Raw genomic sequence first — 24,011 nt, forward strand, 5'->3', positions numbered from 1 at the left:
CCCATCTTTTCCGCAAACTCCGTTAGTATCCAGGTATCAGCCTTTGCATCTCCGGGCGGATTGAAAATTTTAGGAAGATACGTTATCCTTCTATCCGAGTTGGTCATGGTACCTTGCTTTTCCGTCCAACCTGCAGCGGGAAGAACATAATGAGCAAATGGAATAGATTCATGGCGATTTGAAATATCTTGGACAACTACTAGTTCAGCGTTCCTAAGTCCGGCCTCTACAGTTCTTGCATCCGGAAGACTTACTGTTGGATTCGTACAAACGATCCAAATGGCTTTCATCTTTCCATTTTTGAGATTTTCGAACATCTCCGTAGCGGAATAACCAGGCTTATCCCGAATAGATTCCACTCCCCAAAAATCTGCGACTTCCTTCCTAAAATTTTCAATCCGCCCGGAGATGCAAAGGCTGATACCTGGATACTAACGGAGTTTGCGGAAAAGATGGGATTTGGTCCTTCTTTCAATTATAAGAATGAAGAAGAAGTTTTTCTAGAACATTGCCTTCTGACTAAAGGCACAAATCTGGATATTGGAGGTTTGGATTATTCTATCTTACAAGAAAGAAGGTCGGTGCAATGGCCTTTCCCTTCTAAGGATCATAAAGGAACTCCAAGATTATTTTCCGATGGAAAGTTTTATCGTCCGAATGGAAAAGCAAAAATACATTCCGTTGAGCCGGAAGATACCTCCGAGAAAACGAGCGAAAATTTTCCTCTTATCTTAACGACGGGCAGGATCAGAGACCAATGGCATACAATGACCCGCACCGGAAAGGTAAGAAAGCTTAAGGAGCATAAAAAGGAACCTTATCTAGAGATACATCCGATTGATGCGAAAGAAAGAGAGATCATAGAATCCCAGATCGTAGAAGTGAAAAACGAAAGAGGAAGTGTTCGAGTCAGAGCTACGATCACGGAAAGTATCCGACAAGGAACCGTATTCTTACCGATGCATTGGGGAAGAAAGAACGGAAACGATGAAGCAAGAGCGAATAACCTTACAAGCTCTAAGTTTGATCCATTTTCCAAACAGCCCGGTTTTAAAATTTCAGCGGTAGAAGTTCTTCCTTATAAAAAACCTAAGGAAAAGATCCTGATCATAGGAGGAGGCAACGGAACTCTTGCCTTTCTTAGAAAGTTCAGAGCGATCTCTACTGAGGATGAGATCACAGTATTATGTAAGGAAGAACATCCTTTTTATAACAGAATTCTATTGCCGGATCTGATCAGCGGAGAAAAACAATTTTCCCAATTATCTGCTGTGAGTGAAGAAGAGATACAATCTTGGAATATAGAAGTTAAATCGTCTATTTCCGTTTCGGAGATACTTCCGGAGGGGAAGAAGGTTAGAGATTCCCAAGGTAATTTATATTCTTATAATAAACTGATCATTGCAACTGGAAGCAGACCTTCTATCCCTAAATGCATTCCGGAGAAAATGTTGGGAATTTTCAGTCTTCGTTCCAAAAACGATGCGGATCGGATCAAAGGTTTTTTTGTTCCGAACACTCATGCTTTGATAGTAGGCGGAGGATTACTAGGTTTAGAACTTGCAGCCGCATTAAGAACTTTAAATGTAAATGTAACCGTTCTTGTGAGAACGGATCGGTTGATGTCCAAACAGTTGGACGAGATCTCAGGAGAAATTTTAAGAAAAGAAGTAGAAGCAAGAGGAATTCAGATCTTATTCGATACTGAAATTTCTAAAGTGTATGGAAGTGAAAGACTGGAAAGTGTCAAGTTCAGGGACGGTTCCAGTATTCGCCCCGACGGGATCGTATTTGCAGTAGGTACAGTTCCGAATTTGGAATTAGCTAAAGAAGCAGGGATCAATTGTAAGTCCGGGATTTTAGTGAACGACTTCTTACAATCAAGCGATCCGGATATTTACGCAATCGGAGAAGTCGCCGAACATTCTACTGGAATGTATGGAACTGTTGCGGCTACGGAAGAGCAGGCCGAGTTTGCTGCATGGCATATGTATGGATATAAGATCGGATCTTATTCAGGATCCATGCATTCGAATCTTCTTAAGATCCCTGGTTTGGAATTGGTATCATTGAGACTGCCAGAGGTTCCGATGGATGAGGCAGGTCCAGAATATGAAGAGATTGTATTCTTCGATAAAAGAAAAGGCCGTTATAAAAAATGTATCATCAAAGGAGATCGTTTGGTTGGGGCGATCTTAGTGGGAGACAAGTCGGAGTTTTCTGAATTCAAGGCGATGATCTCTTCCGGTATAGAGTTAGGAGATAAGAGAGATAGACTTTTGACCGGATCTTCTCCGCTTAAACCCCCGATAGGTGCATTGGTATGTTCTTGTAATGGAGTAGGAAAAGGTAATATAGAAGAAGAGATCCGAAATGGTGTCTGCGATCTTAAAACAATTTCTGAAAAGACAGGAGCGGGGACAGGTTGTGGGAGTTGTAAACCTGAGATACTGAAAATTTTAAGAGAGTCCGGAGCGGTCGCCCCGGCTTAAAGAACTTCAAAAGATAGAAGACGGGTTAGATTACTCTATATCCAGATCTATATCGGGTTTTTCCGAGATAAAATCGTCTTGGGAGTAGATCACTTCCAAAACATCGTCCATCCAATCCGGGGAGCCGTCGAACAAAGTATCCTTTGTCCTGTATTTTTCTATGATACGGCTATGCTTAATGATCTGCTCTTTGGTCACTGCGTTCATATTATTAGCTTCGGTCGAAACGGTGGTTTTATTTCGCCTACGTAGGAAAAATAGAGAAAGATATTTCCAAAAAGTACAAGAAAAATTTGTTATAATCCGGATTTTTTTCTCCGACAAGAATGCCGATTAAAGAAGCTCCTTATATAGAACGAATGTTAGGTTGTTGTATATTAGAAGATGATAATAAAAAACCCGGTGGTCTTTTCAGGGACACCGGGTCTATAAAAGGAAGGATCGGTCCTATTAGAACAGTTCGTTTCCTTTGAAGAAGAAGCTGATCTCTAATGCAGCGTTATCATCCGAGTCGGAACCGTGCACAGCATTTGCTTCTTTGCTTTCTGCAAATAGCGCTCTGATAGTGCCTGCAGCAGCTTCTTTAGGATCGGTAGCTCCGATCACGTCTCTCCAATGTTGAACTGCATTGTCTCTTTCTAAAGCGGCTGCAACGATCGGTCCGGAAGACATATAGCTGCAAAGGTCATTATAGAAAGGGCGAGCGGAATGCACTTTATAGAATTGTTTTGCGTCTTCCAGGGAAAGTTTCAGATATTTAAGTCCTAAAATTTTGAATCCTTCTTTTTCGATCCTTTGTAGGATATCGCCGACATGTTTGTTTTTCACTCCGTCGGGTTTGATCATGATAAATGTTCTAGCCATTTTTATTCCTTACTTACTTGTGGTATAATTTTTTAAGTAATGCTTTACTGACGTGATCCGGCACCTGAGCAGATACGTCCCTTCCGTGTCTCGCCACTTCTTTTACTATGGTAGAAGATACGAAAGAGTAATCGTTGGAGGACATCAGGAAAATTGTCTCCACTTCGGGAGCAAGTTTTCTATTCATTAGAGAAATCGCATATTCGTAATCAAAGTCAGTGACCGCTCTAAGTCCTCTGATGATACTTTTGGCTCCTCTCTTTTTGCAATAGTCCACTGTCAGTCCTTCGAAAGTGTCTATTTCCAGATTTTCCCAGCCTTTAGTCGCTTCTCTGATGAAATCTATCCTTTCTTCGATGGAAAATAGAAGACTTTTATTGGAGTTTACCGCGACACCGATGATCACTTTGTCGAATAGACCTACTGACCTTTGGAGAATATCCAAATGTCCTCTAGTTAAAGGATCGAAGGAGCCGGGATAAACAGCAATTCTTGTCATTTTTTTCTCAGCCTTGCCGCTTCTTTTGCAGGTAATCCGTATAGATTGATAAAACCTTCGGCATCTTTTTGGTTGTATAACTCTTCTTTTTCGAAGGTTGCCATTTCCGGATTGTAAAGTGAAACGGAGGATTTTCTTCCTACGATGATGCAGTTTCCTTTATATAGTTTCACTTTTACTGTTCCAGTCACGAATCTTTGGGTTTCAGAGATGAATGCTCTTACTGCAGCCATTCTGGAAGAGAACCAATGTCCGTTATAGATCAACTCTGCAAGTTCTACGGACAATTTATCTTTATGATGCTGCGTATCTCTGTCGATCGTAATGGATTCCAAGTCTCTATGTGCATGGAATAGGATTGTTCCGCCTGGAGTTTCATATACTCCTCTGGATTTAATTCCTACAAGTCTGTTCTCTACTATGTCCACTCTTCCGATCCCGTGTTTTCCACCGATCGTATTTAGAGTGTCCACAACCTCGTAAGGATTGAGTTTTTTTCCGTTCACCGCTACGCAGTTCCCTTCTACGAAATCGAGTTCTACATACTCGGGAGAATCCGGCGCCTTCTCCGGAGAAACCGTTAGAAGGAACATGTCCTCATTCGGTTCTCTATAAGGATCTTCTAATATTCCACCTTCGTAAGAGATATGCATTAGGTTCCTGTCCATGGAATAAGGTTTGGAAGCAGTTACAGGTACCGGGATACCTTTTGATTTTGCATATTCTATCAGGTCTGCTCTTCCTCCGAAGGACCAGGTCCTCCAAGGAGCTATAATTTCTTTTTCAGGAGCGAGTGATTTGAACGCTAATTCGAAACGAACTTGGTCGTTCCCTTTTCCTGTTGCGCCGTGAGCGAATGCATCTGCTCCTTCTTTCTTACCAACTTCTGCCATTGCTTTTGCGATCAATGGTCTTGCTAAAGAAGTCCCGAGCAAGTATCTCATCTCGTAGATCGCGTTTCCTTGGATGGCAGGGTAGATAAAGTCCCTTGCGAATTCTAAACGAAGATCTTCTATATAAACTTTGGAGGCTCCGGTCTTGATCCCTTTTTCTTCCAGGCCGGTAAGCTCTTCTTTTTGACCCACGTCAGCGGTAAATGCTACCACTTCGCAGCCATAGGTTTCCTTTAGCCAGGTAAGAATTACGGATGTGTCCAATCCGCCGGAATATGCTAATACGATTTTCTTTATGTTCTTTTGAGCCGCCATTCTAAGGATAGGGAAATCGCTGGACCCCTCCCGACAAGTCCGATTTTGGTTGGAATTCCTACATAAGAATCAATCTGGAAGGATTTGTTATAATTTTCCGGTCCAGTTTAACTTCTCCGCTAAAGCCCTAAGGATCAGGATCAAAGCATAGGTATCCATCTTACAATAAGCGATCAGATCGGACTCCACTCTTCTTCTTTCCTGGTCCGAAACATTCTCCGTTTTGATCCTTAAAAATTCGGAGTTAGCGATATGACCTGCGTTGATCGTAAGTTCTTTGTAATTCGCTCCCGTCAGAACAGGAAGTACAACCTTTAAAGAAGTGGTCCCTTCTTGGGCAGGATGATAATAATCGTAATCCCAAAACGGTTTTGCTAGATCCGAAAAATCAGGTTCTATGGATTGGAACCATTCCTTAAACTTTGGATAAGCTTGGACGGATTCTTTCAAACAACGTTTTTCGAAACTATCATTGAATGCGAGGATTGTGCCGCCCGGTTTGATATGGGAAGAAAGTGATTCTAAGATCCCAAGCCTTGGGTCCTTATCATGATCATCCAAGTAGGTATATTCTTCCGGCTTTTCTTTTAGATCTTTTCGGATCACATGCAAAGAATATAAAAAAGGAACATGCTGGAAAGGATGTGTATCCTTGTAAACGGGCACAGGGGGATTGATCGTCTCGAAATCCAAACAATATAAAGGAAACTTTAAATGATTTAGGTAAGATAAAAGAGAATCTTTGTCCAAATATTCTTTTCCTGTTTTTACGGTTTCTACTTGTATCTTTTGGCGGTGAGTAAATTCGGAATCCGGTTCCACTTCGGATAAATTTCGGATCCCTTGGTTCCAAAGAGTGAGAGTGAGTTCTTTTCCTTCTCTTAATGTAAACAGGTCTCCTGGAGGAGAATCCGAATAACAGGATTCCGGATGGATACAATTCCTAGGGTGATCACAATGTTTGGAGAAGGTTATAGAAGGAATTTTATCTTTTTCTAATACTTCTAGAAGATTGTACGCTTTTTCTTTGGTCTGTTCTAGATTCGCCAAAGTTTCCTTGCTGCAATCCTTTTTGTGAAATAGTCGATTCGGATCTATTTCGGTTCCCGTATACGAATATTCTGAATTTACGGTCCATACTTGGGTCGAGTTTACCTTATATCCTGCTTCTTCCAAAACCATTCTGATAAAAGAAAGCTCCGAGATATGATTTCTTTTAGCGGAAGAAGATGCTTTGATAATAATGACCTGCCAGCCTTCTTCTCCGGGAATTAGAAAGTCCGCTCTTGTATCGAAAAATTTTGTTCTGACACAAGCGCCTTTTACCGGTTGTTTTGAATCTAGATAAGATCTGGTTTTTGGATCTTTGTATCCTGCATGTTTTATATCCGGAAAAAGATTACCTGCAATGTCTTTGAGTAAGGCTTTTTGTTTGGGAGAAATGAACTGATTGGAAATATCGAATTCGGGATGAGGCTCTTTTAGAAATTTCCAAAATTGTAATTCACAATACTGGCCCGTTTGGAAAGCGGATCTTCCTAAGAGAGGAAGTTCTTTTTCCCTGTAGGGTGCCAAAACATCGAATAAAAGTTTTCGTCTGAGTGTTTCCGGAAAGAGAAAAGACAACCGCCGAATCGAGGTTCTTAGTAATTTAGGAACCGAATCCATGGCGGAGTCTTTTCTTGTCCGAAGGGAGAATTCCCTTGATCGGAAAGTTTAAGCCAAAAGTACCTTGATGTCTTTCGGGCTGGATGCGCTGTAAATTTTGTTTTCGGAAGTTCCCAAGTTTGCTTGGGTCAGTTTTTGAGAAACAACGCTTGGTCCAAAATCGATACCGACTAACTTAGGAGTTTTAACAAAAGTAGTGGTTGCTTTATCCCAATAAAGAGCTTTGATCAGAACTTCTCTGAATAGAGGTAAGCTGATGTCCGCTTCGTTTTGGTAGTTTCTTCCATCAAAGATAGAATAAACAGGGATCTTTAGATCGGAACCTTTATAGCTGAATCCGATCCTTTCCATATCTTTTGGAACGGTCTTTTCGGACTCGTCCATAATAGGGCAATGGAAAGGTGCAGTAGTTCTTAGGTAGACGAATTTTACTTTTTTCTCATCCATCTCAGCTTTGAACTTTTTGCGGAAAGCAAGAAGAGCTTCCGGATTTCCGGAAACGATATTTGAATCAGGAGTATTGAATAGGGAAACATAAATTGCTTTAGTTCCGCTAAGTCCAAGTTCAGAGTTTGTTTTTTGGACTCTTTCCGAAAGTTCGGCAGCGCTGTAACCGATGACCGCAACCATTGGAGCAGGTTGTTTGTCTCCGATCTCTTCGTTGCCTTTTAGGACTTCTTCGGAAGGATTAAAAATTCCGTAAAGTTCCTGAGCTCTGTATCCAAGATATAGAACGAATTTCAAAAATTTAACGTATTCTTTGTAGAAGTCTGCGCCTTCTTTTCCTAATGCGATCAATACTGCGGGAATGATCCCTTGGCTATGGCCGGTTGCTCCTGCAGCGTTTGCGATAAGTTCGGAAGTGGTGAAACCTTTATTAACTAAAGAGACGTAATTTGCCGTTTGTGTGAGGAAAATACCTACGATGGAAACCGTAGCACTGCAGAGATAGTTTTCGTCCGGAGCAGATTCCGGGTTTTTGATCCAGGATTCGAAATCATATCCTTGGGAGATGATTTCTTTTCTTAAGCTAGGAACTTCTTCCGCTAGAGCTTTGAATGCTGTATCAAACAATTCTTTTAAAGAAGGATCTGTTTCGTAAAGTTTAGAAAGTTCCTTCAACCAAGGAGAACCTTGGCCCCCAAATTGCAAAAATAGTTTATTGCCTTGAGCTTTTGCTTCGTTCAAAAAGTTTGCTACTGCCATACAATGCCTTGTTATAAGTCGTTAGAAGATGCTTTTCTTTCCAGCCTTGGGTTCGCAATTCTTTTTTAAAGAGCTTTTTCGTCCTAAATAGCGTTCGTAAAGAACGACCGTTCCATTAAACATCTGTTTATTCCCTTAAAATCTCTCAAAACGCCATGCTTCGGTCTTTCTCCGGGAAAATGATTGACCTAGTCGGGTCCGCATGAGGTTATTCTTTCCGAAACCCTTCTAATTAGAAATATCTTCCAATCTCCGGTAGACCGGACAGAAAAACAATATGATAAAAGTAAGGAACCTTTCCAAATTTTACGGAGAGAAATTAGCCATTGATCGTCTGAATTTCGAACTCAAAGAGGGAGAAATTGTAGGCTTACTTGGCCTTAATGGTGCAGGAAAAACAACCACGATCCGGATACTCACCGGTTATCTGATGGCAACCGATGGATTATGCGAGTTCAACGGGCTGAACACATTCGAACATCCTATTGATGTGAAGAAGAAGATAGGTTATCTTCCGGAAACTCCTCCTCTTTATCCGGAATTGACCGTAACAGAGTATCTCACGTTTGCTTCTAGGATCAAACAGATCTCCGAAGAAGATATTTCTTCCGAATTGGATCGTGTTTTAGGTCTTACGGATCTTACCCAAGTAAAAGATAAAGTGATCGAGACACTTTCTCTCGGGTTCAGAAAAAGAGTAGGGATCGCACAGGCTATATTAGGAAATCCTGAAATTATCATTATGGACGAACCTATTTCGGGACTGGATCCGAAACAAATAGTAGAAATCCGTAATCTAATCCATGGCTTGAAAGAAAAACATACGATCCTTCTTTCCAGTCATATTCTTCCTGAAGTTTATAAAACCTGTAATCGATTCCTTTTCTTACATAAAGGAAGATTGGTTTACCAATGTGACCGCCAGGAATTGGAAAGAGAGATGGAAAATCTTTCCGGTCTCGAAGTGACCTTATCCGGAAAATCCAGATCTGAAACCGAATCCTATCTGAATGGTGTTGCGAGCAAGTCAGGCGCGACATTCAAATTCGTGGGAGAAGATCCGGTAGGTTCCACTTTTCTGATAAACACTTCCTCCGAAAGGAAGTTTAAAGAAGAATTATATTCCGGAATTTCTTCCTCCGGTATCCTGCCTGAATTTATTCGTAAGCAGGATGTGACCTTAGAACAAATCTTTATGAACAAGGTTTAATTCATGTTTCGAAATATTAAATGGATCTTCTGGAAAGAAGTCAGGGTATTTTTTGGTACCTATTTGGCTCCTTTGGTTTTAGGCGGGACTGCGTTCTTAAATTCATTATTCGTATTGATCTTGAATTTTAACTCAGGAACGAATTACACCGAAACTACAATCATCACTTTTATCTCCTTCATGAGCACAATGCTCATCGCGATGTTGATCGTTGCAATGGGCTCGATTACTGAAGAAAAAAACAGAGGAACGTTGGAGTTCCTATTTACCGCTCCAATTTCGGATATGGAGATCGTAGTAGGTAAATTCTTATTCGGGACTTTCGTTTGTGCGATCATCTCCATCGCGGTGGACGGATTATTTCCGCTTTTTCTTTATTTCTTCTGGAAGGCTCCGTTATACATAGTTGCCTCCGGAACGATCGGAGTATTCTTACTCGGGTTATTTACTTTTGCAGTAGGATTGTTCGGATCCAGTTTGGGAAAAAACCAAATGATCTCCCTTTTGATCTCGATCGCGATCTTGCTAACACTTTGGGTGATCGGATACTTCTCCCATTTATTCGATGCTGCAACAAGAAGTGTTTTGTTCCACTTGCATATATTCACTCACTTTATCAGTTTTTCGAAAGGAGTGCTTCCTTTGAGCAGTACCGTTTTCTTTATCAGCGGGACGATCTTCTTTTTGTATCTGACCGTAAAAGTTTTGGAATCTAGGAGATGGAGAGGATGAGATCAAATCTAATTTCCAGAATTCTTTCCTGGGCATCCATAGTATTTTTATTACTCTTCTTTCCTGTTTATGAATCTTTTTCAAGTGCAGGATCCCGATGGGTAACTTCAATCATCGTACTATCTATCATTGCGGGATCCGGATTTTTATCTTATATAGGTTCCAAAAAAGAAGATAAAGAGATCAACTTACTCATTTCTTCCGGACTCGGGATCGTTTCCTTGGGGATTTATTTCCTGAGAGTATATTTAGAAGATCTTTCTTTGCAAAAAGGAGGAACCGCTCCTGTTTGGATCACGAACCTAAGAGAATTCCTTTTGGTCTTCTTAGTTCTATTCGTATTAGGAAGCGTGTTCTTAGGAATATTGAGAGAATGGGAGAGAAGTTCCTTTGAGAACCAATCCAGCCTTAAAGGGAGAAAACAAAGTCTTGTCCGGGACTTTTTCCTCGGAACAGGAATACTTCTTCTTATATTAATATTAGCAAATTATATTTCCGTAATGAGAAATCATAATTTCGATCTAAGCTCCAAAGGTGTACATTCCTTCTCTATAGAAGCCAAAAAGATCTTAAAAGAAATTCCGGAAGGTGGAGAAGTAGACGTAATTGCCTTCTATCCGCGCCCGCTGGACAGCACCGCTAGAAATGCGGACGGAAGTTCTTCTCTCGCTCTAAAAAGAATTCGTCCCGATCTGGAAATTTTACTCAGCCAATTGGTATCCGTTCATCCAGGATTCAAAGTAAAGTTCATCAATGCAGATGTAGAGTTGGATGAGATTGCTGAATTCGGACAGGTCTCCAACGGAAATGTTTTAATACGTTATCGTAAACCAGGCTCCACTGCGGGACCATATCCGGAGCAGAAAGTCGGAGTAAAAGATAAATCCGAATTAGAAGATCTGGAAAGAAGATTGGTCCAGGCATTCATGAATGTCACCACCAAAGAAAGAAAGGTATACTTCACGGAAGCGAATGGAGAGAGATATTCCCAGACTTTCCAAAATCTTCCGAATGAAAAACTGGTTCGATTTGCAGATGCATTATCTTTTTTGAATTTTAAATCCACAGGGATCGGCTTCCAAAACAATTGGCCTCCTAAGATCCCGGATGATGCGGAATTTTTGGTCATCGCAGGACCTACCGTTCCATTCTCTCCGGAAGCAAGAGCTGCCATTTTGGATTTTGTTTTTAAGAAGAAGGGAAAACTTTTCATTACGATCGAACAAAGAGGTGCGGAAAGTTTCGATTGGTTATTAGAAGCAGCCGGATATTCTTTTGCAAAAGGAAATCTTTCCCAAAGTCCGAGCAGGGCTCCCGGTTTGATCCTTACAAAGGCATTTAGAGATCATGCGATCGAAGAATCTCTTTCTAAAAAAGATACAGGTATAGTGTTTCCTTACGGCGGATATTTCGAGCAGAAACCTTCTGCCGACATAAAGTTAGACGCTTCTATCCTTTTAGAGACCGGTGGAGACGTTTACTTAGATAAGAACGGGAACGGAAAACAAGAGAAGGAAGAAGAGAAAAAAAATCTTCCGATCGCTTTGGTATTAAAAACTAAATCTGCAGCCCCTGTGATCCCACCTGCAGACCCGAATACACCTCCTACCACCTTGCCTGAAACAAAATCGGAAGACGAAGGAAGGATCGTGATCTATTCGGGAACTTCCTGGATCACAAACCAATATATTCCTTATGAAGCGAACTATGAACTCGCAGGTGCTTCCGTGACTTGGATGTACCAAGACGTTAGCCTTCCTGCGATCGCTCCTAAAAAAGAAGAGATTGAAACAGTTTCATTAACTGACGGACAAAAAAGAGCGGTTTGGATCCTGGGAATGTTCTTATTTCCGGGGCTCATTGCAGGTCTTGGTTCCATCTATGTGATCAAAAGAAAAAAGGCCGGACAGAAGAATGCGTAATAAACTTTATCTACTAGGCTTAGTAGTCGTTTTACTTTTTCTGGCCTTCTTCCTATTAGAAAAAACTAAAGAAGATGCGACTGAGATAGAATACTGGAAACTTTCTTTAGATCGTATCGAATACTATCCTCCCACTGAACAATGGGTAGAAAGGACCGGAGATAAGTTTTATTCTAAACCTTTTACGATCTTTGTGAAAGAAGGGATCAAGAAGGGAGAAAAACTTTTTACGGTCCTGAATAAGGATCCTGAAACCGGCAAAGATATAGAATACGAAGGCGGTTATAATTCCGAGAATACAGTCAGGGATTTAGGGACTTACAGAGTAAAAGGAACGGACGAAATTTTAGAAGGAATTCAGATCAAGGAATCCTTACAAGTCGGAGAGGATTCTCCTAAACTTGTTTTATATTCCGGGAATGTTTCCAAAACTCTGAGGATCGGAAAAAAACATTCTTTAGGTTCTACAAGAGTGGTCCTGGATGAGGGAAAGATCCGTAATATTCTAACGTCTTCTTCTTATCTATTCGATAGATTCCAAAAAGGCCCACAAGACTTCCGTCAGAAAAGTATTCTTACGTTGAATAAGGAATATGTAAAAGAAATTTCTTATATAGATGAAAATGGGACTTCTATCCGGATCGATAATACTCCTTTTGAATCCAACGGTGTTAAAAGGAATTTTTGGCGCAGACTTTCGGGAGAGATCATCTTACTAGAACCGAAACTTGGAGAAGATCTATATAGATTTATGACCGGCTTGAAAGTGGAAACTTTTCCGGACGATGAGAACGGTGCAGGTTTCGGTATAGGAAATATTCTGGCTCCAAGTGCGGAGAGATCCGAATTTTCTTTAGCAAGTGTGAAAGTTGTAATTTCCGACGGGAACGAGATAGTATATCGTTTTCATAAGGAAACAAGCATCGGAGATAAAAAACTAACTCCAGTGATCCGAATTATAAATTCTAGTTTTAAAGAACCTCCGGTTTATGTAATAGAGAATGCTTTCACTCAGATCTCGGCTGCGGCAAAGGCGATCAAAGAAGCAAAAGCGATCGTAAAACCTTCTAAGGATAAACCAGGAAATACTTCTCGGAAAAAATAATGTTTTTGATCACGCCAAACTCGGAACTCACGGAAGTGGAAAAGTCTAAACTTTCTCTCTTGGAGAAAATTTTCAGAGCACCTACGGAAGCTTTTGATCTGTATCTCAGAAATGTTTCTCTGGGTAGAAAAGAACTATTAAGATTACATTATGCACTTTGGGTGCTTGCTCCGATTTCCAAGATCGCAGGTAATCTGATCAAGATCATTTTAGATCTGGTCTTCGGTGGAGAAGTGGATTTTAATCCTTTCTCCGGAGTCCTTACTTCTATTATCATCTATCCTGTTTTACTTTTAGTAGTTTCTCAGTATGATGTGGTCCGAGTGTTTTATAGAAAAGTGGATAGAACAAAAGGGGAGAATTATCCGGCTGCGGATGTTTTGACTCTGGCATTTTTGGCATTCTCCGCATCTTCCGTGTTTTGGATCTTACCAAGTCCGATAAATTTAGGCCTGATCGGAATTTCCTTTTTATATTCGGTATATCTTTCCGTTATAGGAATGAAAAGAGTAAGCGGAGTGGACTCTAAGGAAATTCTAATATTTTTTCTTTTTGGAAGCGCTTATCTTTTAAGTATTTCTTTGGTTTTCGTATTCATCTATAATATTATTAGGACCTTATTAAATTGAAAATCCATCTGATAGGGATAGGCGGGATCGCAATGGGAAACCTGGCTTCTATGCTCAGAAGTCTAGGTCATGAAGTTTCCGGCTCCGACGCGGGAGTGTATCCACCTATGTCGGACAAATTAAAAGAGTGGGGAATTCCTTACTCGGAAGGATTCGATGCGGAAAGGGTCAAAGGCAAAGATCTGATCGTAGTCGGGAACGCAATTTCAAGAGGAAATCCGGAAGTAGAAGAAATACTAAATTCCGGATTGGAATATGTTTCCATGTCCGCCGCTTTAGAAAAATACATTCTCGCCGGAAAGAAGGTAGTAGTAGTCGCAGGAACTCACGGAAAGACCACGACCACATTTTTAATCCATCACTTACTGAAAGAAGCAGGCTTAAATCCTGGATTATTCGTAGGTGGAATTCGTAAGGATGGATTTCCTGGTTTCGAATTCACGAACGGAAATTATTTCGTAATCGAAGGTGACGAGTACGACACTGCATTCTTCGATAAGGCATCTAAGTTTTTACATTATAGACCTACTTATGCGGTATTGAACGCATTAGATTTTGATCATGCAGATATCTTCAAAGATATAGGCGAGATCGAAACAATGTTCTCCAGATTATTGAGATTGGTACCTGGGAACGGAAAGGTATATTATTGGGCAGGAGCAGCAAATCTAAAAAGGATTTGCGGAGAAGCTTCCAAATTTGTGAAATCGGAAGCATTCGAATTCAATAAAAGGGATTCAATTCTTACTTGGAAGAAGGGAGAATTATACTCCGGAGAAAGACTTCTCCGCCCTGGATTTTTCGGAAATCATAATTACAGGAACGCGGAAGTTGCACTTAGAGTATGCGAAGAAATATTAAAGAAAGAGAATATTCCTAAGGCAAAAGAAAAGTTGCTGGATGCATTGGAATCCTTTCCAGGCGTAAAACGTAGACAAGAGATCCTATTCGAGTCTGCGAAAAGTATCCTGATCGAAGACTTTGCCCACCATCCTGTTGCGGTGGAGGAAACAATCCGCTCCGTTAAACAAAGATTTCCAGGTTTTAAAATTATCAGCTTATTCGAACCAAGAAGCGCTACTTCTCACCGTAACGTTTTCCAAAAAGAATACTCTTTTGCGTTTAAGGGTTCCGCTGTGACCATGATCACCGAAATTTATAATCTGAAAAAGGTCTCCAAGGATTCTCGTTTGGACGTGAAAAAGCTGATCCTGAAACTTCCAAAACATTCAGGTACCCTTCCATTTTACTGCAAGGACCCCAAGGATCTGGTCCAGAAAGTTCGGAAAATCCTTCCCCAATTCGAGAAGGATAAAATCCTGATCCTAGCGATGTCCAATGGGGCTTTCGGCGGAATTTATCCTTCTTTGAAGGAATTGGTCGGATCTAGAAAATGAATCTATCGGAAGAATTAGACAAAATTTTTGAAGAAGCGAATCGTTTGATCGGGTCTTCCGTGGACGAAGCGGATCTAGACAAAAACAAGAACGAGTATCTTGGCAAAAAAGGTAAGCTCACCTCTGTTCTTAAAAACCTTGCTTCTCTATCTATCGAAGAAAAGAAAACGGTAGGCCAAAAGGCAAACGACTTATCCAAAAGTCTGGAAGAGATCGTTTCCAAGACTAGAGAAAATCTAAAGACCAAAGGTTTTAGAGAACAATCCGAAAAAGAATGGTTCGACGTTCTCCGCCCTCAAGGAGAGAGCGAGCCAGGCACATTACATCCTATTACAAAAATTCAATATGAGATCGAGGACATTTTTACCTCGATGGGTTTCGAGATCTGGGACGGACCAGAAGTAGAGACGGACTTTAACAATTTCGGTGCTTTGAATTTTACCGAGGATCACCCTGCAAGAGATATGCAGGATACTTTTTATTTGGAAAATGGGAACCTTCTCCGCACTCATACATCCGCCATCCAAGTTCGTGCATTAAGAAAATTGAAACCACCTTTCAAGATCATAGGACCCGGCCGTGTTTTCCGTTATGAAGAAGTGGACGCATCTCACGAAACATCTTTCTATCAGATAGAAGGTATGGTAGTCGGTAAAGATATTTCCGCAGGAAATATGCTCTATACGATGGAAGTCCTGCTTTCACGGGTTTTTGAGAAGGAAGTAAAAACTAGACTAAGACCGGGGTTTTTCCCATTCGTAGAACCTGCATTCGAGTTGGATATCAACTGTCAGGTTTGCGGAGGAAGCGGTTGTTCCGTATGTAAACAATCAGGTTGGTTGGAATTAATGCCTTGCGGTTTGGTACACCCGAACGTTTTCAAATTGAACGGTTTAGATCCTAAAGAATGGACCGGTTTTGCATTCGGGCTCGGACTAGATAGATTGGTCATGATGAAATACGGGATCCATGATATCCGCTATCTTCATTCAGGCAATCTAAGATTCTTAAAACAATTCTAATATGATTATCACTCCGATCCAAACCAGATGGAACGATTTGGATCCTTTCGCTCATGTGAATAATGCAAGATACATGTCCTATTTTGAAATAGGAAGAGTAGACTATTGTTCTAAGAAATTTAATACAAGAGATATCTATGATGTTCCATTCCTGCTCGCAAGAATGGAAGTGGATATGTTCAAAGCGGTGGAACTATTTCATCCTATAGAAGTTTGGACCTGCGTTTCTAAAATCGGGAATAAGTCCTGGGACTTTACTTCATTGATACGACATTCGGAAACAAAGGACATTTTTACGAAGGCAAAAACGGTCCAAGTATCTTATGATCATAGGAACAAAACATCTATACCGATCCCTGACTGGATCCGTAAAATTTTGGAAGAGGATTTGGAGATATTCAAAACCACTTTCGGAAAAGCGGATTGAATTCTCCATTTTTATAACCATATCCAGATCTATCAATCTTCTCCCATCGGAAGCTCTAAAGGTTTTCCTGTTTCGGCTAAACTTTTGATAGAAGATAGAACTCTCGCCCATCCCCCATCTGCAGAACGTTCGTAAGAAGGATCTCCTTCTTTAATTTGATCGTTTACTAGTTTCAACCTGGTCAATTTTCCATACGGTTCCAAAGTATAGATCGTTCTGGACTCAAAGTTTTTATAATGTTCTCCGTATACGGAGCCTACTAAAAGTGTCATGGATAGAATTTTGTTCGGAACAATTTCCAAAATTTTTCCTTCTACATGAACTGTTCTGTCTCCTGAAAGGCCTGGACCAATATAAGCATAATTACTTCCCGTTTTGAAATCGGATTCGATCCCGCATCCGTGAAAAATTTTGCTACTTTCTTCTTTAGAGACTAGAATGTTCCAAACCAGTTCGGGTTTAGCCGCTATATAAATTTCAACTTTGATTTCCATATTATCTCCTAAGTTCGATCCGATCGATCTTACTTCTCGTTTTGTAAGAAGAATAGCAGAGCACTAAACAAAAAGATTGTAAAAACGCGACAAATGCGGAGAATTTGGAAGAATTCAATCCAGGGTCCTATCTTGAAGACAGACTTAAACAAACCAAAAGGGATCATCAAATCTTTCGCTGGAGAGAATTGGAGTTTAACAAGAAGCGCTCCTTCTCATGGTTTAAGTTTTTTCGTAGAACATTATTGGTCCGTGCGTTGGGATATGAGAGAATCCGGACCTAAGGTACAGGAAAATCTTCCTCATCCTTCCGTTCATTTGGTCTTCGAAAAAGAGAACACTAAAATTTTCGGAGTGGTCAGCGGCAGATTTTCACAAAGGTTAGAAGGAGAAGGTCGTGTATTCGGGATCAAATTCAGGCCCGGAGCATTCTACCCTTTTTATAAAAAATCAGTTTCGGAGATCACAGACACGACGATCCGGATCGAAGAAGTTTTTGGGATCCCTACAGAGCCGTTAGAAAGAGAAGTATTCGAGTTGGATTCGGAATCCGATCTAGTACAATTTGCGGAAAACTTTTTATATGAAAGACTTCCGGAACAAGACGAAACAATTACTTGGATCAACGATCTCACAGAAAAAGTCTCTAATGATAGATCTATCTTAAAAGTAGAGGATATGGTCAAACTCTCCGGAGTGAACAAACGATCTTTGCAACGTATCTTCAATCAATATGTGGGAGTAGGGCCCAAATGGGTGATCAATCGTTATAGAATGTTCGAGATCTTAGATCGGATTACAAAAGATACGGATTGGGTCGAGTTAGCATTAGAATTAGGATATTTCGACCAGGCTCATTTTATAAAAGATTTCAAAAGAATGGTCGGCAAAAGTCCGGAAGAGTATTCCAAAAGTATTCCCGAATCTTAAGTAGATCTATAACCTGGGGGATAAGTTGGATTTCCCACAGAGGCAATAAATTCTTTACAAAATCCGAAAAATCTCCATCGTTTGCTTCCTTTTGGAACTCACGATGAAACGAAACTTATTTACGATCTTATTATTAACCTTCTCCATTCCCTTATGGTCACAAACGGCCAATCTTTGGCAGACGATCGTGGGAGGAGAACAATACTCCGGCATGACCGCAAAGGATTGTCCTGAAGATCTTCCCGGTAGCTTTGTAATTTTAAAAGATGGAAGCTCGGTCATCATCGGATCTGCAAACGATTGCGGAAGGATGGATACGAATTCCTTAGCGGAGAAAAGAAAATATTCTAACGCTTGGGCGGCTAAGATAGACGTGAACGGGAATCCCGTTTGGTGGAGATATTTGTTCACAAACAAACCGGTCGATCTAGGCGGATACACTCAATTCGTTTTGAATCATGAAAGTGTATATGCAAAACTTTCCAAAGAAACTTCCGACGGCGGATTCGTAACGATAGGCACAATGGGTTCCGTCGAAAAGAAACAACTCGTCTTCATAAAATACGATTCAGAAGGTAAACTTATTTGGGACAAATATCTTTTACCTAAAGACTTCTGTGATTCTTTCTGCGGAGAAACGGATGTAGGAGTCTATCATCTTCACGAACTTTCCAGTGGAAAATGGACCGCAATCGTTTCCGTCCAAGCTAGAGTGGAAAGAGAAACGGTAGAAGGTAACAAAACCACGATCTCAAGTACTATCGAGACCGCTTATTTATTCGTAAGATTTTCTAAAGACGGGGATCTAAAGTTCATAAAACAATTAAAAGATATTAAAAATTTTCCGGAAACTAGTTTAGGATTTTCTGATGGAGGAGTTCTTCTTGCCGAGAATACAAGTATCCAATCCGGAAAGGAATCCCAAAAAGACGTAATTTTACATAAGATAGATGAAGATGGAAAACCTGTTTGGAAAAAACAGTACGGCAAACCGGGTATAGAAGAGTGGGCCTCTAAGATCATTCCTGCTTCCGATGGGAATCTACTTTTTGCAGGAGCTGTAACTCCAAGTCCGAGAAATACTCAGACCTGGCTTATGAAGTTAAATCAAAATGGAGATATAATCTGGGAAACAGTCCAAAAAACGGAAGGTCTCGGATTTTTAACCGATATTATAGAGTCTCCAGAAAAAGATTTTATGGCGCTTTCTGCCGATGGAGAAGGCCCATTACGTTTGGTAAAATTCTCTGCGGAAGGTAAAAAACTTTGGGAGAAAAAACAAACCAAAAGATTGTATTTGGCCCATCGTATCCTGAATGTTCCGGATGGATTTATCATCGAGGCGTACACAAAAGGAAAACCTGCGATCTATATCGATGCACTCTTGATCAGAACAGATAAGGAAGGAAATGTTTCTAAGGATGCTGTTCGGAAAAATTTTCCGAATTAAGAATTTATAATATAATAAGAGAGAGCCGGGTTATTCCACACAGTTTACCTGGCATTCCGCTCCCGCTTTTTTCAGGATCTTAACTATATTCGGATTTTCGTATCGATTCTTTTGGACCGCCCAATCCATAGGAGTCCAGCCGATATTATCCTTTTCGTTTACTCTTGCTCCCGCCTGGATCAATAATTTTAAGGATTCAGGATCTCCGCTTTCCGCCGCCTTATGGACAGGCGTCCATCCTTCGTCGTTTTTTAGATTCAGATCGGATCCTCTTTGCAAAAGTAATCTTGTGATCTCAGGAAATTGAACTGCTAAGTGTAAAGGAGTCATACCGTCATTTCGAGTCGCATTCGGATCTGCTCCCGATCTTAAGAATAAGGTGCATAACTCGTAAAATCCGTGAAGAACCGCTCTGTGCAGAGGAGTTTCACCTTCTCCGTTTTTGGAATTTAATTCCGCTCCGATCTGCAAAAGGAACGAAGATACTTCATAATATCCGAAACCTGCGGACTTATGCAGAGGAGTATTATCTAAATAATCTTTTGTATTCGGGTCGGAACCTCTTAATACAAATCGATTGATATCATCTATTTTTCTTTGGCGAACTGATTCAAAAAAATCCGAATCTAAACTAGCATCTGTTTTGATTGAGTTCCTTAAAATTTTTAAGGAATCGGGACTGATCAGTATAGTATCAGTTTCCGCCAATCTTTGAGCCGCGTTTTTGCCGGAGTCGGATTGGATAGAATTCGGATTGGCTCCTAACTTGATACATGTATCCACTTGTGTTTTGGATTTTTTATCGATTCCTTCATGAAGAAGAAGGTCCGCTGTTTCCTGATCGAATAAATTTTTACCAACCTGGGGGGCCGCCTTGGTCCGGAAATGATTGAAATACTTGATCTGTTCTTCCGAAACAAATTCGGATCTAGCTAAAATTTCCAGGATCTGTTTGAAACCTTCTCCTATCTTTTCTATATAATTTTTTTTACGATCAGGATCCGATTCTAACGCTTCTGCAAGAAAAAATTTTTCTAGGCTTTGGTAGAGTCCTGATAATTTACTTTGTAAATAAGATCTTCCTGTAGTTTCGGAAGTTAGGATCTTTCTTTCGACCCTTGCTTTTAATGCGGAAGATTCCGGTCCGGACTTTAATTTGATAAGTTCACTTCGAACGGATCTATAGTTTAAAATAGCTCCGGTAAAATCAAAATCCGCATAAAGTCTGTCTCCTTCCTTCTCTTGGAGACCGAAGATCAAAAAATTCAGCTTTTCGATCCGATCATCCAATGCTTTTTCGAATTCGGACAATCTAAAGGAAGAAGGTGTTTTGGTAGTGTATTCTTTTCTGAGATCCTTATACTCTTCGCTTAATTTTTTCAAAAAGGAAATTTCTCCGCCTTTTCCGGCAGATAAGTCCATTGAAGAAAACTTATCCTTATACATTAAAAAATAAGAATTTGATATTTTGCCTCGGATATTTTTTAGATAATCCGACATCTCGGTTTTGGATCTGTCCGAAAGCCTTTGTTCTAATGCGTTTAAGGTGTCCACATATTCTGGGATAGATTTTTCATAGAGTTTTTCTTTTACAAGATCATCCGCTTTTGAAAGTTTTGGCCGGATGGTTTCTATAAAACTTTTGGCACTTTGGTCTTCTATTTTGAAATTTAGAACATTGATCTCGCCTGTTTTATCGTCTTGTACCTTAAAACTGGGAAATTCTATCTTCTCCACCGCTCCCGGAAATGCTGCCGCAAAATTGATCGCATATCTTGGATCGATCAGTTTGCGGCCGGCTTCGGAAGAATAGTAATCGATTTGGTACTCAGGAAATTCCAGGTCGAAAGAGGTTTTGATCGTATAAGTTAACGCAACAGAATCCCTTTTTTGGGACCTTAAATTGATCTTATAACCTTTATTTGTTTGAAAGATCGTGCCTGAAATTAACTCATCCGCATCGATCGCATCCGCGATCTGTTTCATACAGATCTCGTCGCTGCAGTTTAGCTTTTGATTTAGCTCCACTTGTTTGAGAAGTGCTGCCAATGAATCGTCATCAGCTATATTGTATCTTCCTTCAAAATTTTTTAATATAGAGTTGATGATACCGTTCCTGAATCTGCTTTCTAGATATTTTGGAACTCCATTTTCTAATTTGAGCTTATGGATATAGATCTTCTGGACTGAATTTTCTTTGGAGAAAAGTTCCGAGCTGGAGAGAAGGAAAAATAAAAAGACGCAAGCAATTTTTAAAAAAACGCCTTTTGTAGGAGTTCCTACATCATAGGATTGCCGATCAACATTCACATTAGAGTCAACCAATAACCAAGCCAGCGACTTTACAAAAAAATTTCCCAAAGGATTATCTCCTATTTTCCAGAACGGAAATCATTTTGGACCAGTTTTCCTTAGTGTATCCGTATTCTTTGAATAGGACGTTTTTCTTTTGGACCACCATGGTTGTAGGAGTTCCCGGAAATTCTAAAAGTCTCATACTGGTTTGTAGACTATCAAAATATAAAGAGGCTTGTTTTTTGATCCCAAGTTCATTCGCTAATTTGGAAACGGAACTAGGATCATCTCCTACAAAAACGATCCAAAGATGTAGTTTTCTTTTTGGATGAGAGCCGTTCCATTTTTTAGAATATTCTAATAGATTCGGGACTTCTTCTTTGCAAGGAGGGCAATCCGAGCTAGTAAAATTTAGAATTACTAGATCTTCTTCCGGAATTTGGTTAAGTTCTTGGTATAATGTTTTTCTTTCTAGATCCAAGGAATAGAGTGGAATGTTTTGGATCTCGTTTTGATCTTTTGGACCGGCGGTTAAACTTCCAATAGAAAGTAATGAGATCAGAAACCAAAGGATCGTTTTCATACAAAAAACCAAAAGGGATTTCCCTTTTGGAAATTGGACCCTGGCAGCTTAAGATTTACTCCCAGGGTTTTTGGATTTGGAATGAAGTTATGAAAATTCGGAGTGGATTTTGGATCAGTTAATCTTCTTCGCTTGAAAAAGTGAAAACGAAAGATGCTAAGATACATAGGACGGATTGATAGAAAACCCAAAGCCAGATCAGTTTTACCGGGAATGCGCCTGTAAATTGAGAGATCGCTAAAGCGGGTGCCACGAAAGCAGCGATAGAAAAACAAATCCCTAAAAGTAATCCGCCTAAAAGTCCGTAAGGCAAAGCAGGTCTAACAAGAGATGCTAATATTCCAATGAAGAATACTTCTAATAGATCCGCAACGATAGGTCCTATCCAAAATACTTGGGACATAGGAACGAAAAAGTTTTTTAAGTTCGGATCAAAGTAGAATGTGGAGAATAATAAAGTTCTAAGGGAAACCGAGGCTACTTCCCAAATTCCAAGAGCTACGAAGAACCTAAGTAAGAATTGATTCCAATCTTTTGCCGTGCGTAAACCCATATAAACGAAAAGCCCGGACTTGCCGGGCTTTTCCATTCTTTTTTTTAGAAGGAAATTATTTTCCGACTACGAACACGTAATTGGTGGTTGCTGATCCGCCGATATTGAGCATCAGTCCGTTTTTCGCGCCTTCTACTTGGTAATCACCTGCGGTACCGGTAACTTGTTTGTAGATGTCTAACATCATTCTAACACCGGAAGCTCCCACAGGGTGTCCCGCTCCGATAAGTCCACCGGATGGGTTGATCGGTTTTTTACCGTGGAAATCGATCACTCCATCTTCGATTGCTTCGTGTTCTTTACCGGGTTGAGTGATCCCGAAAGCGGAGATCGCTGCATACTCGGAAGAAGTGAAACAGTCGTGAGTTTCGAATACGTCGATGTCCTTAGTGTTCATACCGGAACGATCGAATGCATCTTTAACGGTTTGGCGAGTCCAAGGAAGAACCCATTTGTCACCTTTAGATTCTGCAACTTTCGCTTCGAAAGTGATTGGAGCAACTCTGTGTCCCCATCCTTTGATCTTAGGATAAGCGGAAAGTTTCGTTCCTTTTTTCTTAGCGAATTCTTCCGCGTAATTCTTATTAGCAAGAACTACTAACGCAGCTCCGTCGGTTACCTGAGAACAGTCGGTGATCGCAAGACGTCCACCCACTGCCATATTGAACTCTCCGCCTCTTGAGTTTGCGTGTTCATTATTCATGAACCAAGAGCGAGTTTGAGCTTTAGGGTTACGTTTTGCGTTTGCGTAATTGATCCTGGAAATTTCAGCAAGAGCTCCCATATAACGTTTTTCATCTAACTTATAACGCTCTAAAAGAACGTCTGCGAGTTTTCCGAAAAGTTTAGGGAATGGGAATTGAACTCCCTTAGCTTCTTTTTCGTAATAAGCTGCTGTTCCTAAGAAGTCTCCTCCAACGGAAGAAGAAACTGTCTTCATGATCTCCATACCGACAACGATCGCTACATCATAATCTTTAGCGCGAAGTTTAGTTTGAGCTGCATCTAAAGCAACAGATCCGGAAGCACAAGCTGCTTCATAACGAGCGCCTGGAACTCCGAAGAAACAAGGATCTACTTCGGTTAAGAAAGCGCCCAAATGTCCTTGGACTGCATATTGTTCCGCATCGAAGTTTCCGATGAAAACACCGATACGATTTTGTTTGTTTAACTTTTTGATTTCGTCAGGAGTAAGACCAACTTTTTCTAGTCCGTCTTGAACGGCTTCCCTGAACAAGGACATGAAGGTTTTTCCTTCTTTAGTCCAGTTACGCTGGAAATCTGTTTGTTCTCCGCCGAGTACGTAAACTGCATCTTTCATGTAA

The 24,011-nt window shown here is 40.5% G+C and carries 23 protein-coding genes; 11 read left to right on the top strand and 12 right to left on the bottom strand.

Going from position 1 to position 24,011, the window contains the following annotated elements; genetic code table 11:
* The coding region (locus EHR06_RS01295; RefSeq protein ID WP_425269472.1) for a molybdopterin-dependent oxidoreductase at nt 1-359 on the bottom strand (359 nt) is incomplete at its 3' end.
* A gap of 93 nt (nt 360-452) precedes the next feature.
* Here EHR06_RS01295 and EHR06_RS01300 point away from each other — a divergent pair.
* Entirely contained in the window at nt 453-2,492 is a 2,040-nt protein-coding gene (locus tag EHR06_RS01300; protein ID WP_244288460.1) for an FAD-dependent oxidoreductase, read from the top strand.
* A gap of 30 nt (nt 2,493-2,522) precedes the next feature.
* Here EHR06_RS01300 and EHR06_RS19085 read toward each other — a convergent pair whose 3' ends face one another.
* The 6 genes from EHR06_RS19085 to EHR06_RS01325 form a co-directional block, all read right to left on the bottom strand.
* Nucleotides 2,523-2,699, bottom strand: a complete 177-nt coding sequence (locus tag EHR06_RS19085; protein ID WP_167492260.1) for a hypothetical protein — start codon at nt 2,697-2,699, stop codon at nt 2,523-2,525.
* Nucleotides 2,700-2,942: 243 nt separating this feature from the next.
* The gene (locus tag EHR06_RS01305) at nt 2,943-3,356 is read right to left on the bottom strand and encodes a nucleoside-diphosphate kinase (RefSeq protein WP_008593886.1); all 414 of its coding nucleotides are present in this window, start codon (nt 3,354-3,356) and stop codon (nt 2,943-2,945) included.
* Nucleotides 3,357-3,369: 13 nt separating this feature from the next.
* A complete protein-coding gene (gene coaD, locus EHR06_RS01310) occupies nt 3,370-3,855 on the bottom strand; it encodes a pantetheine-phosphate adenylyltransferase (RefSeq protein WP_135755372.1) in 486 nt (161 codons plus the stop codon).
* Nucleotides 3,852-5,063: an argininosuccinate synthase gene (locus tag EHR06_RS01315; RefSeq protein ID WP_135755373.1), complete on the bottom strand. Its 1,212-nt coding sequence runs from the start codon at nt 5,061-5,063 to the stop codon at nt 3,852-3,854. Before EHR06_RS01315 ends, coaD begins: the two co-directional genes overlap by 4 nt.
* An 87-nt stretch (nt 5,064-5,150) precedes the next feature.
* On the bottom strand, nt 5,151-6,731 hold the full coding sequence (locus tag EHR06_RS01320; protein ID WP_135755374.1) for a DUF2779 domain-containing protein: 1,581 nt from the start codon (nt 6,729-6,731) through the stop codon (nt 5,151-5,153).
* A 48-nt stretch (nt 6,732-6,779) separates the two neighbouring features.
* Nucleotides 6,780-7,937, bottom strand: coding sequence for an ACP S-malonyltransferase (locus EHR06_RS01325; protein ID WP_135755375.1), 1,158 nt, complete (start codon nt 7,935-7,937; stop codon nt 6,780-6,782).
* Nucleotides 7,938-8,214: 277 nt separating this feature from the next.
* Here EHR06_RS01325 and EHR06_RS01330 point away from each other — a divergent pair, with 277 nt between their 5' ends.
* Genes EHR06_RS01330 through EHR06_RS01365 form a run of 8 tightly spaced genes read left to right on the top strand, consistent with a single transcriptional unit; the run spans nt 8,215 to nt 16,381 of the window.
* Nucleotides 8,215-9,147 carry an ABC transporter ATP-binding protein gene (locus tag EHR06_RS01330; RefSeq protein ID WP_135755376.1) on the top strand — a complete coding sequence of 311 codons (933 nt, stop codon included), beginning with the start codon at nt 8,215-8,217 and terminating at the stop codon, nt 9,145-9,147.
* A 3-nt stretch (nt 9,148-9,150) separates the two neighbouring features.
* Nucleotides 9,151-9,879, top strand: a complete 729-nt coding sequence (locus tag EHR06_RS01335; RefSeq protein ID WP_135755377.1) for an ABC transporter permease — start codon at nt 9,151-9,153, stop codon at nt 9,877-9,879.
* Entirely contained in the window at nt 9,876-11,801 is a 1,926-nt protein-coding gene (locus EHR06_RS01340; RefSeq protein WP_135755378.1) for a motility-associated ABC transporter substrate-binding family protein, read from the top strand. Before EHR06_RS01335 ends, EHR06_RS01340 begins: the two co-directional genes overlap by 4 nt.
* Nucleotides 11,794-12,906 (top strand): DUF4340 domain-containing protein, encoded by a 1,113-nt coding sequence (locus EHR06_RS01345; RefSeq protein ID WP_135755379.1) that lies wholly within the window; start codon nt 11,794-11,796, stop codon nt 12,904-12,906. The genes EHR06_RS01340 and EHR06_RS01345 overlap by 8 nt, the downstream gene beginning before the upstream one ends.
* Nucleotides 12,906-13,535: a hypothetical protein gene (locus tag EHR06_RS01350; RefSeq protein WP_135755380.1), complete on the top strand. Its 630-nt coding sequence runs from the start codon at nt 12,906-12,908 to the stop codon at nt 13,533-13,535. Before EHR06_RS01345 ends, EHR06_RS01350 begins: the two co-directional genes overlap by 1 nt.
* A complete protein-coding gene (locus EHR06_RS01355) occupies nt 13,532-14,932 on the top strand; it encodes a UDP-N-acetylmuramate--L-alanine ligase (RefSeq protein ID WP_135755381.1) in 1,401 nt (466 codons plus the stop codon). The genes EHR06_RS01350 and EHR06_RS01355 overlap by 4 nt, the downstream gene beginning before the upstream one ends.
* Complete coding sequence (gene pheS / locus EHR06_RS01360) at nt 14,929-15,954, top strand: phenylalanine--tRNA ligase subunit alpha (protein WP_135755382.1); 1,026 nt, start codon at nt 14,929-14,931, stop codon at nt 15,952-15,954. Before EHR06_RS01355 ends, pheS begins: the two co-directional genes overlap by 4 nt.
* Nucleotide 15,955: 1 nt before the next feature.
* Nucleotides 15,956-16,381, top strand: a complete 426-nt coding sequence (locus EHR06_RS01365; protein ID WP_135755383.1) for an acyl-CoA thioesterase — start codon at nt 15,956-15,958, stop codon at nt 16,379-16,381.
* Nucleotides 16,382-16,413: 32 nt separating this feature from the next.
* Here EHR06_RS01365 and EHR06_RS01370 read toward each other — a convergent pair whose 3' ends face one another.
* Complete coding sequence (locus EHR06_RS01370; RefSeq protein WP_244288461.1) at nt 16,414-16,875, bottom strand: SRPBCC domain-containing protein; 462 nt, start codon at nt 16,873-16,875, stop codon at nt 16,414-16,416.
* A gap of 132 nt (nt 16,876-17,007) precedes the next feature.
* Between EHR06_RS01370 and EHR06_RS01375 the strand changes: the two genes are divergently transcribed.
* On the top strand, nt 17,008-17,805 hold the full coding sequence (locus EHR06_RS01375) for a helix-turn-helix domain-containing protein (RefSeq protein ID WP_135755384.1): 798 nt from the start codon (nt 17,008-17,010) through the stop codon (nt 17,803-17,805).
* Nucleotides 17,806-17,908: 103 nt separating this feature from the next.
* On the top strand, nt 17,909-19,255 hold the full coding sequence (locus EHR06_RS01380) for a hypothetical protein (RefSeq protein ID WP_135755385.1): 1,347 nt from the start codon (nt 17,909-17,911) through the stop codon (nt 19,253-19,255).
* 30 nt (nt 19,256-19,285) lie between these two features.
* On the opposite strand, the gene EHR06_RS01385 is transcribed toward EHR06_RS01380, so the two are convergent.
* From EHR06_RS01385 to EHR06_RS01400, 4 genes are all read right to left on the bottom strand, one after another.
* On the bottom strand, nt 19,286-21,616 hold the full coding sequence (locus EHR06_RS01385; protein ID WP_244288462.1) for an ankyrin repeat domain-containing protein: 2,331 nt from the start codon (nt 21,614-21,616) through the stop codon (nt 19,286-19,288).
* A gap of 4 nt (nt 21,617-21,620) precedes the next feature.
* Nucleotides 21,621-22,133, bottom strand: coding sequence for a TlpA family protein disulfide reductase (locus EHR06_RS01390; RefSeq protein ID WP_135755386.1), 513 nt, complete (start codon nt 22,131-22,133; stop codon nt 21,621-21,623).
* A 118-nt stretch (nt 22,134-22,251) separates the two neighbouring features.
* Nucleotides 22,252-22,686: a hypothetical protein gene (locus EHR06_RS01395; protein ID WP_167492271.1), complete on the bottom strand. Its 435-nt coding sequence runs from the start codon at nt 22,684-22,686 to the stop codon at nt 22,252-22,254.
* Between the two features lie 55 nt (nt 22,687-22,741).
* Nucleotides 22,742-24,007 (bottom strand): acetyl-CoA acetyltransferase, encoded by a 1,266-nt coding sequence (locus EHR06_RS01400; protein WP_086447775.1) that lies wholly within the window; start codon nt 24,005-24,007, stop codon nt 22,742-22,744.
* Nucleotides 24,008-24,011 lie beyond the last annotated feature (4 nt).

Source organism: Leptospira dzoumogneensis, from assembly GCF_004770895.1.
Taxonomy (GTDB): Bacteria; Spirochaetota; Leptospiria; order Leptospirales; family Leptospiraceae; genus Leptospira_B; species Leptospira_B dzoumogneensis.

What these genes read in the sequence shown, in the direction of transcription:
- EHR06_RS01300 (WP_244288460.1), top strand. Translation starts at nt 453, where the DNA reads ATGGGATTTGGTCCTTCTTTCAATTATAAGAATGAAGAAGAAGTTTTT.
- EHR06_RS19085 (WP_167492260.1), bottom strand. Translation starts at nt 2,699, where the DNA reads ATGAACGCAGTGACCAAAGAGCAGATCATTAAGCATAGCCGTATCATA.
- EHR06_RS01305 (WP_008593886.1), bottom strand. Translation starts at nt 3,356, where the DNA reads ATGGCTAGAACATTTATCATGATCAAACCCGACGGAGTGAAAAACAAA.
- coaD (WP_135755372.1), bottom strand. Translation starts at nt 3,855, where the DNA reads ATGACAAGAATTGCTGTTTATCCCGGCTCCTTCGATCCTTTAACTAGA.
- EHR06_RS01315 (WP_135755373.1), bottom strand. Translation starts at nt 5,063, where the DNA reads ATGGCGGCTCAAAAGAACATAAAGAAAATCGTATTAGCATATTCCGGC.
- EHR06_RS01320 (WP_135755374.1), bottom strand. Translation starts at nt 6,731, where the DNA reads ATGGATTCGGTTCCTAAATTACTAAGAACCTCGATTCGGCGGTTGTCT.
- EHR06_RS01325 (WP_135755375.1), bottom strand. Translation starts at nt 7,937, where the DNA reads ATGGCAGTAGCAAACTTTTTGAACGAAGCAAAAGCTCAAGGCAATAAA.
- EHR06_RS01330 (WP_135755376.1), top strand. Translation starts at nt 8,215, where the DNA reads ATGATAAAAGTAAGGAACCTTTCCAAATTTTACGGAGAGAAATTAGCC.
- EHR06_RS01335 (WP_135755377.1), top strand. Translation starts at nt 9,151, where the DNA reads ATGTTTCGAAATATTAAATGGATCTTCTGGAAAGAAGTCAGGGTATTT.
- EHR06_RS01340 (WP_135755378.1), top strand. Translation starts at nt 9,876, where the DNA reads ATGAGATCAAATCTAATTTCCAGAATTCTTTCCTGGGCATCCATAGTA.
- EHR06_RS01345 (WP_135755379.1), top strand. Translation starts at nt 11,794, where the DNA reads ATGCGTAATAAACTTTATCTACTAGGCTTAGTAGTCGTTTTACTTTTT.
- EHR06_RS01350 (WP_135755380.1), top strand. Translation starts at nt 12,906, where the DNA reads ATGTTTTTGATCACGCCAAACTCGGAACTCACGGAAGTGGAAAAGTCT.
- pheS (WP_135755382.1), top strand. Translation starts at nt 14,929, where the DNA reads ATGAATCTATCGGAAGAATTAGACAAAATTTTTGAAGAAGCGAATCGT.
- EHR06_RS01365 (WP_135755383.1), top strand. Translation starts at nt 15,956, where the DNA reads ATGATTATCACTCCGATCCAAACCAGATGGAACGATTTGGATCCTTTC.
- EHR06_RS01370 (WP_244288461.1), bottom strand. Translation starts at nt 16,875, where the DNA reads ATGGAAATCAAAGTTGAAATTTATATAGCGGCTAAACCCGAACTGGTT.
- EHR06_RS01380 (WP_135755385.1), top strand. Translation starts at nt 17,909, where the DNA reads ATGAAACGAAACTTATTTACGATCTTATTATTAACCTTCTCCATTCCC.
- EHR06_RS01390 (WP_135755386.1), bottom strand. Translation starts at nt 22,133, where the DNA reads ATGAAAACGATCCTTTGGTTTCTGATCTCATTACTTTCTATTGGAAGT.
- EHR06_RS01395 (WP_167492271.1), bottom strand. Translation starts at nt 22,686, where the DNA reads ATGGGTTTACGCACGGCAAAAGATTGGAATCAATTCTTACTTAGGTTC.
- EHR06_RS01400 (WP_086447775.1), bottom strand. Translation starts at nt 24,007, where the DNA reads ATGAAAGATGCAGTTTACGTACTCGGCGGAGAACAAACAGATTTCCAG.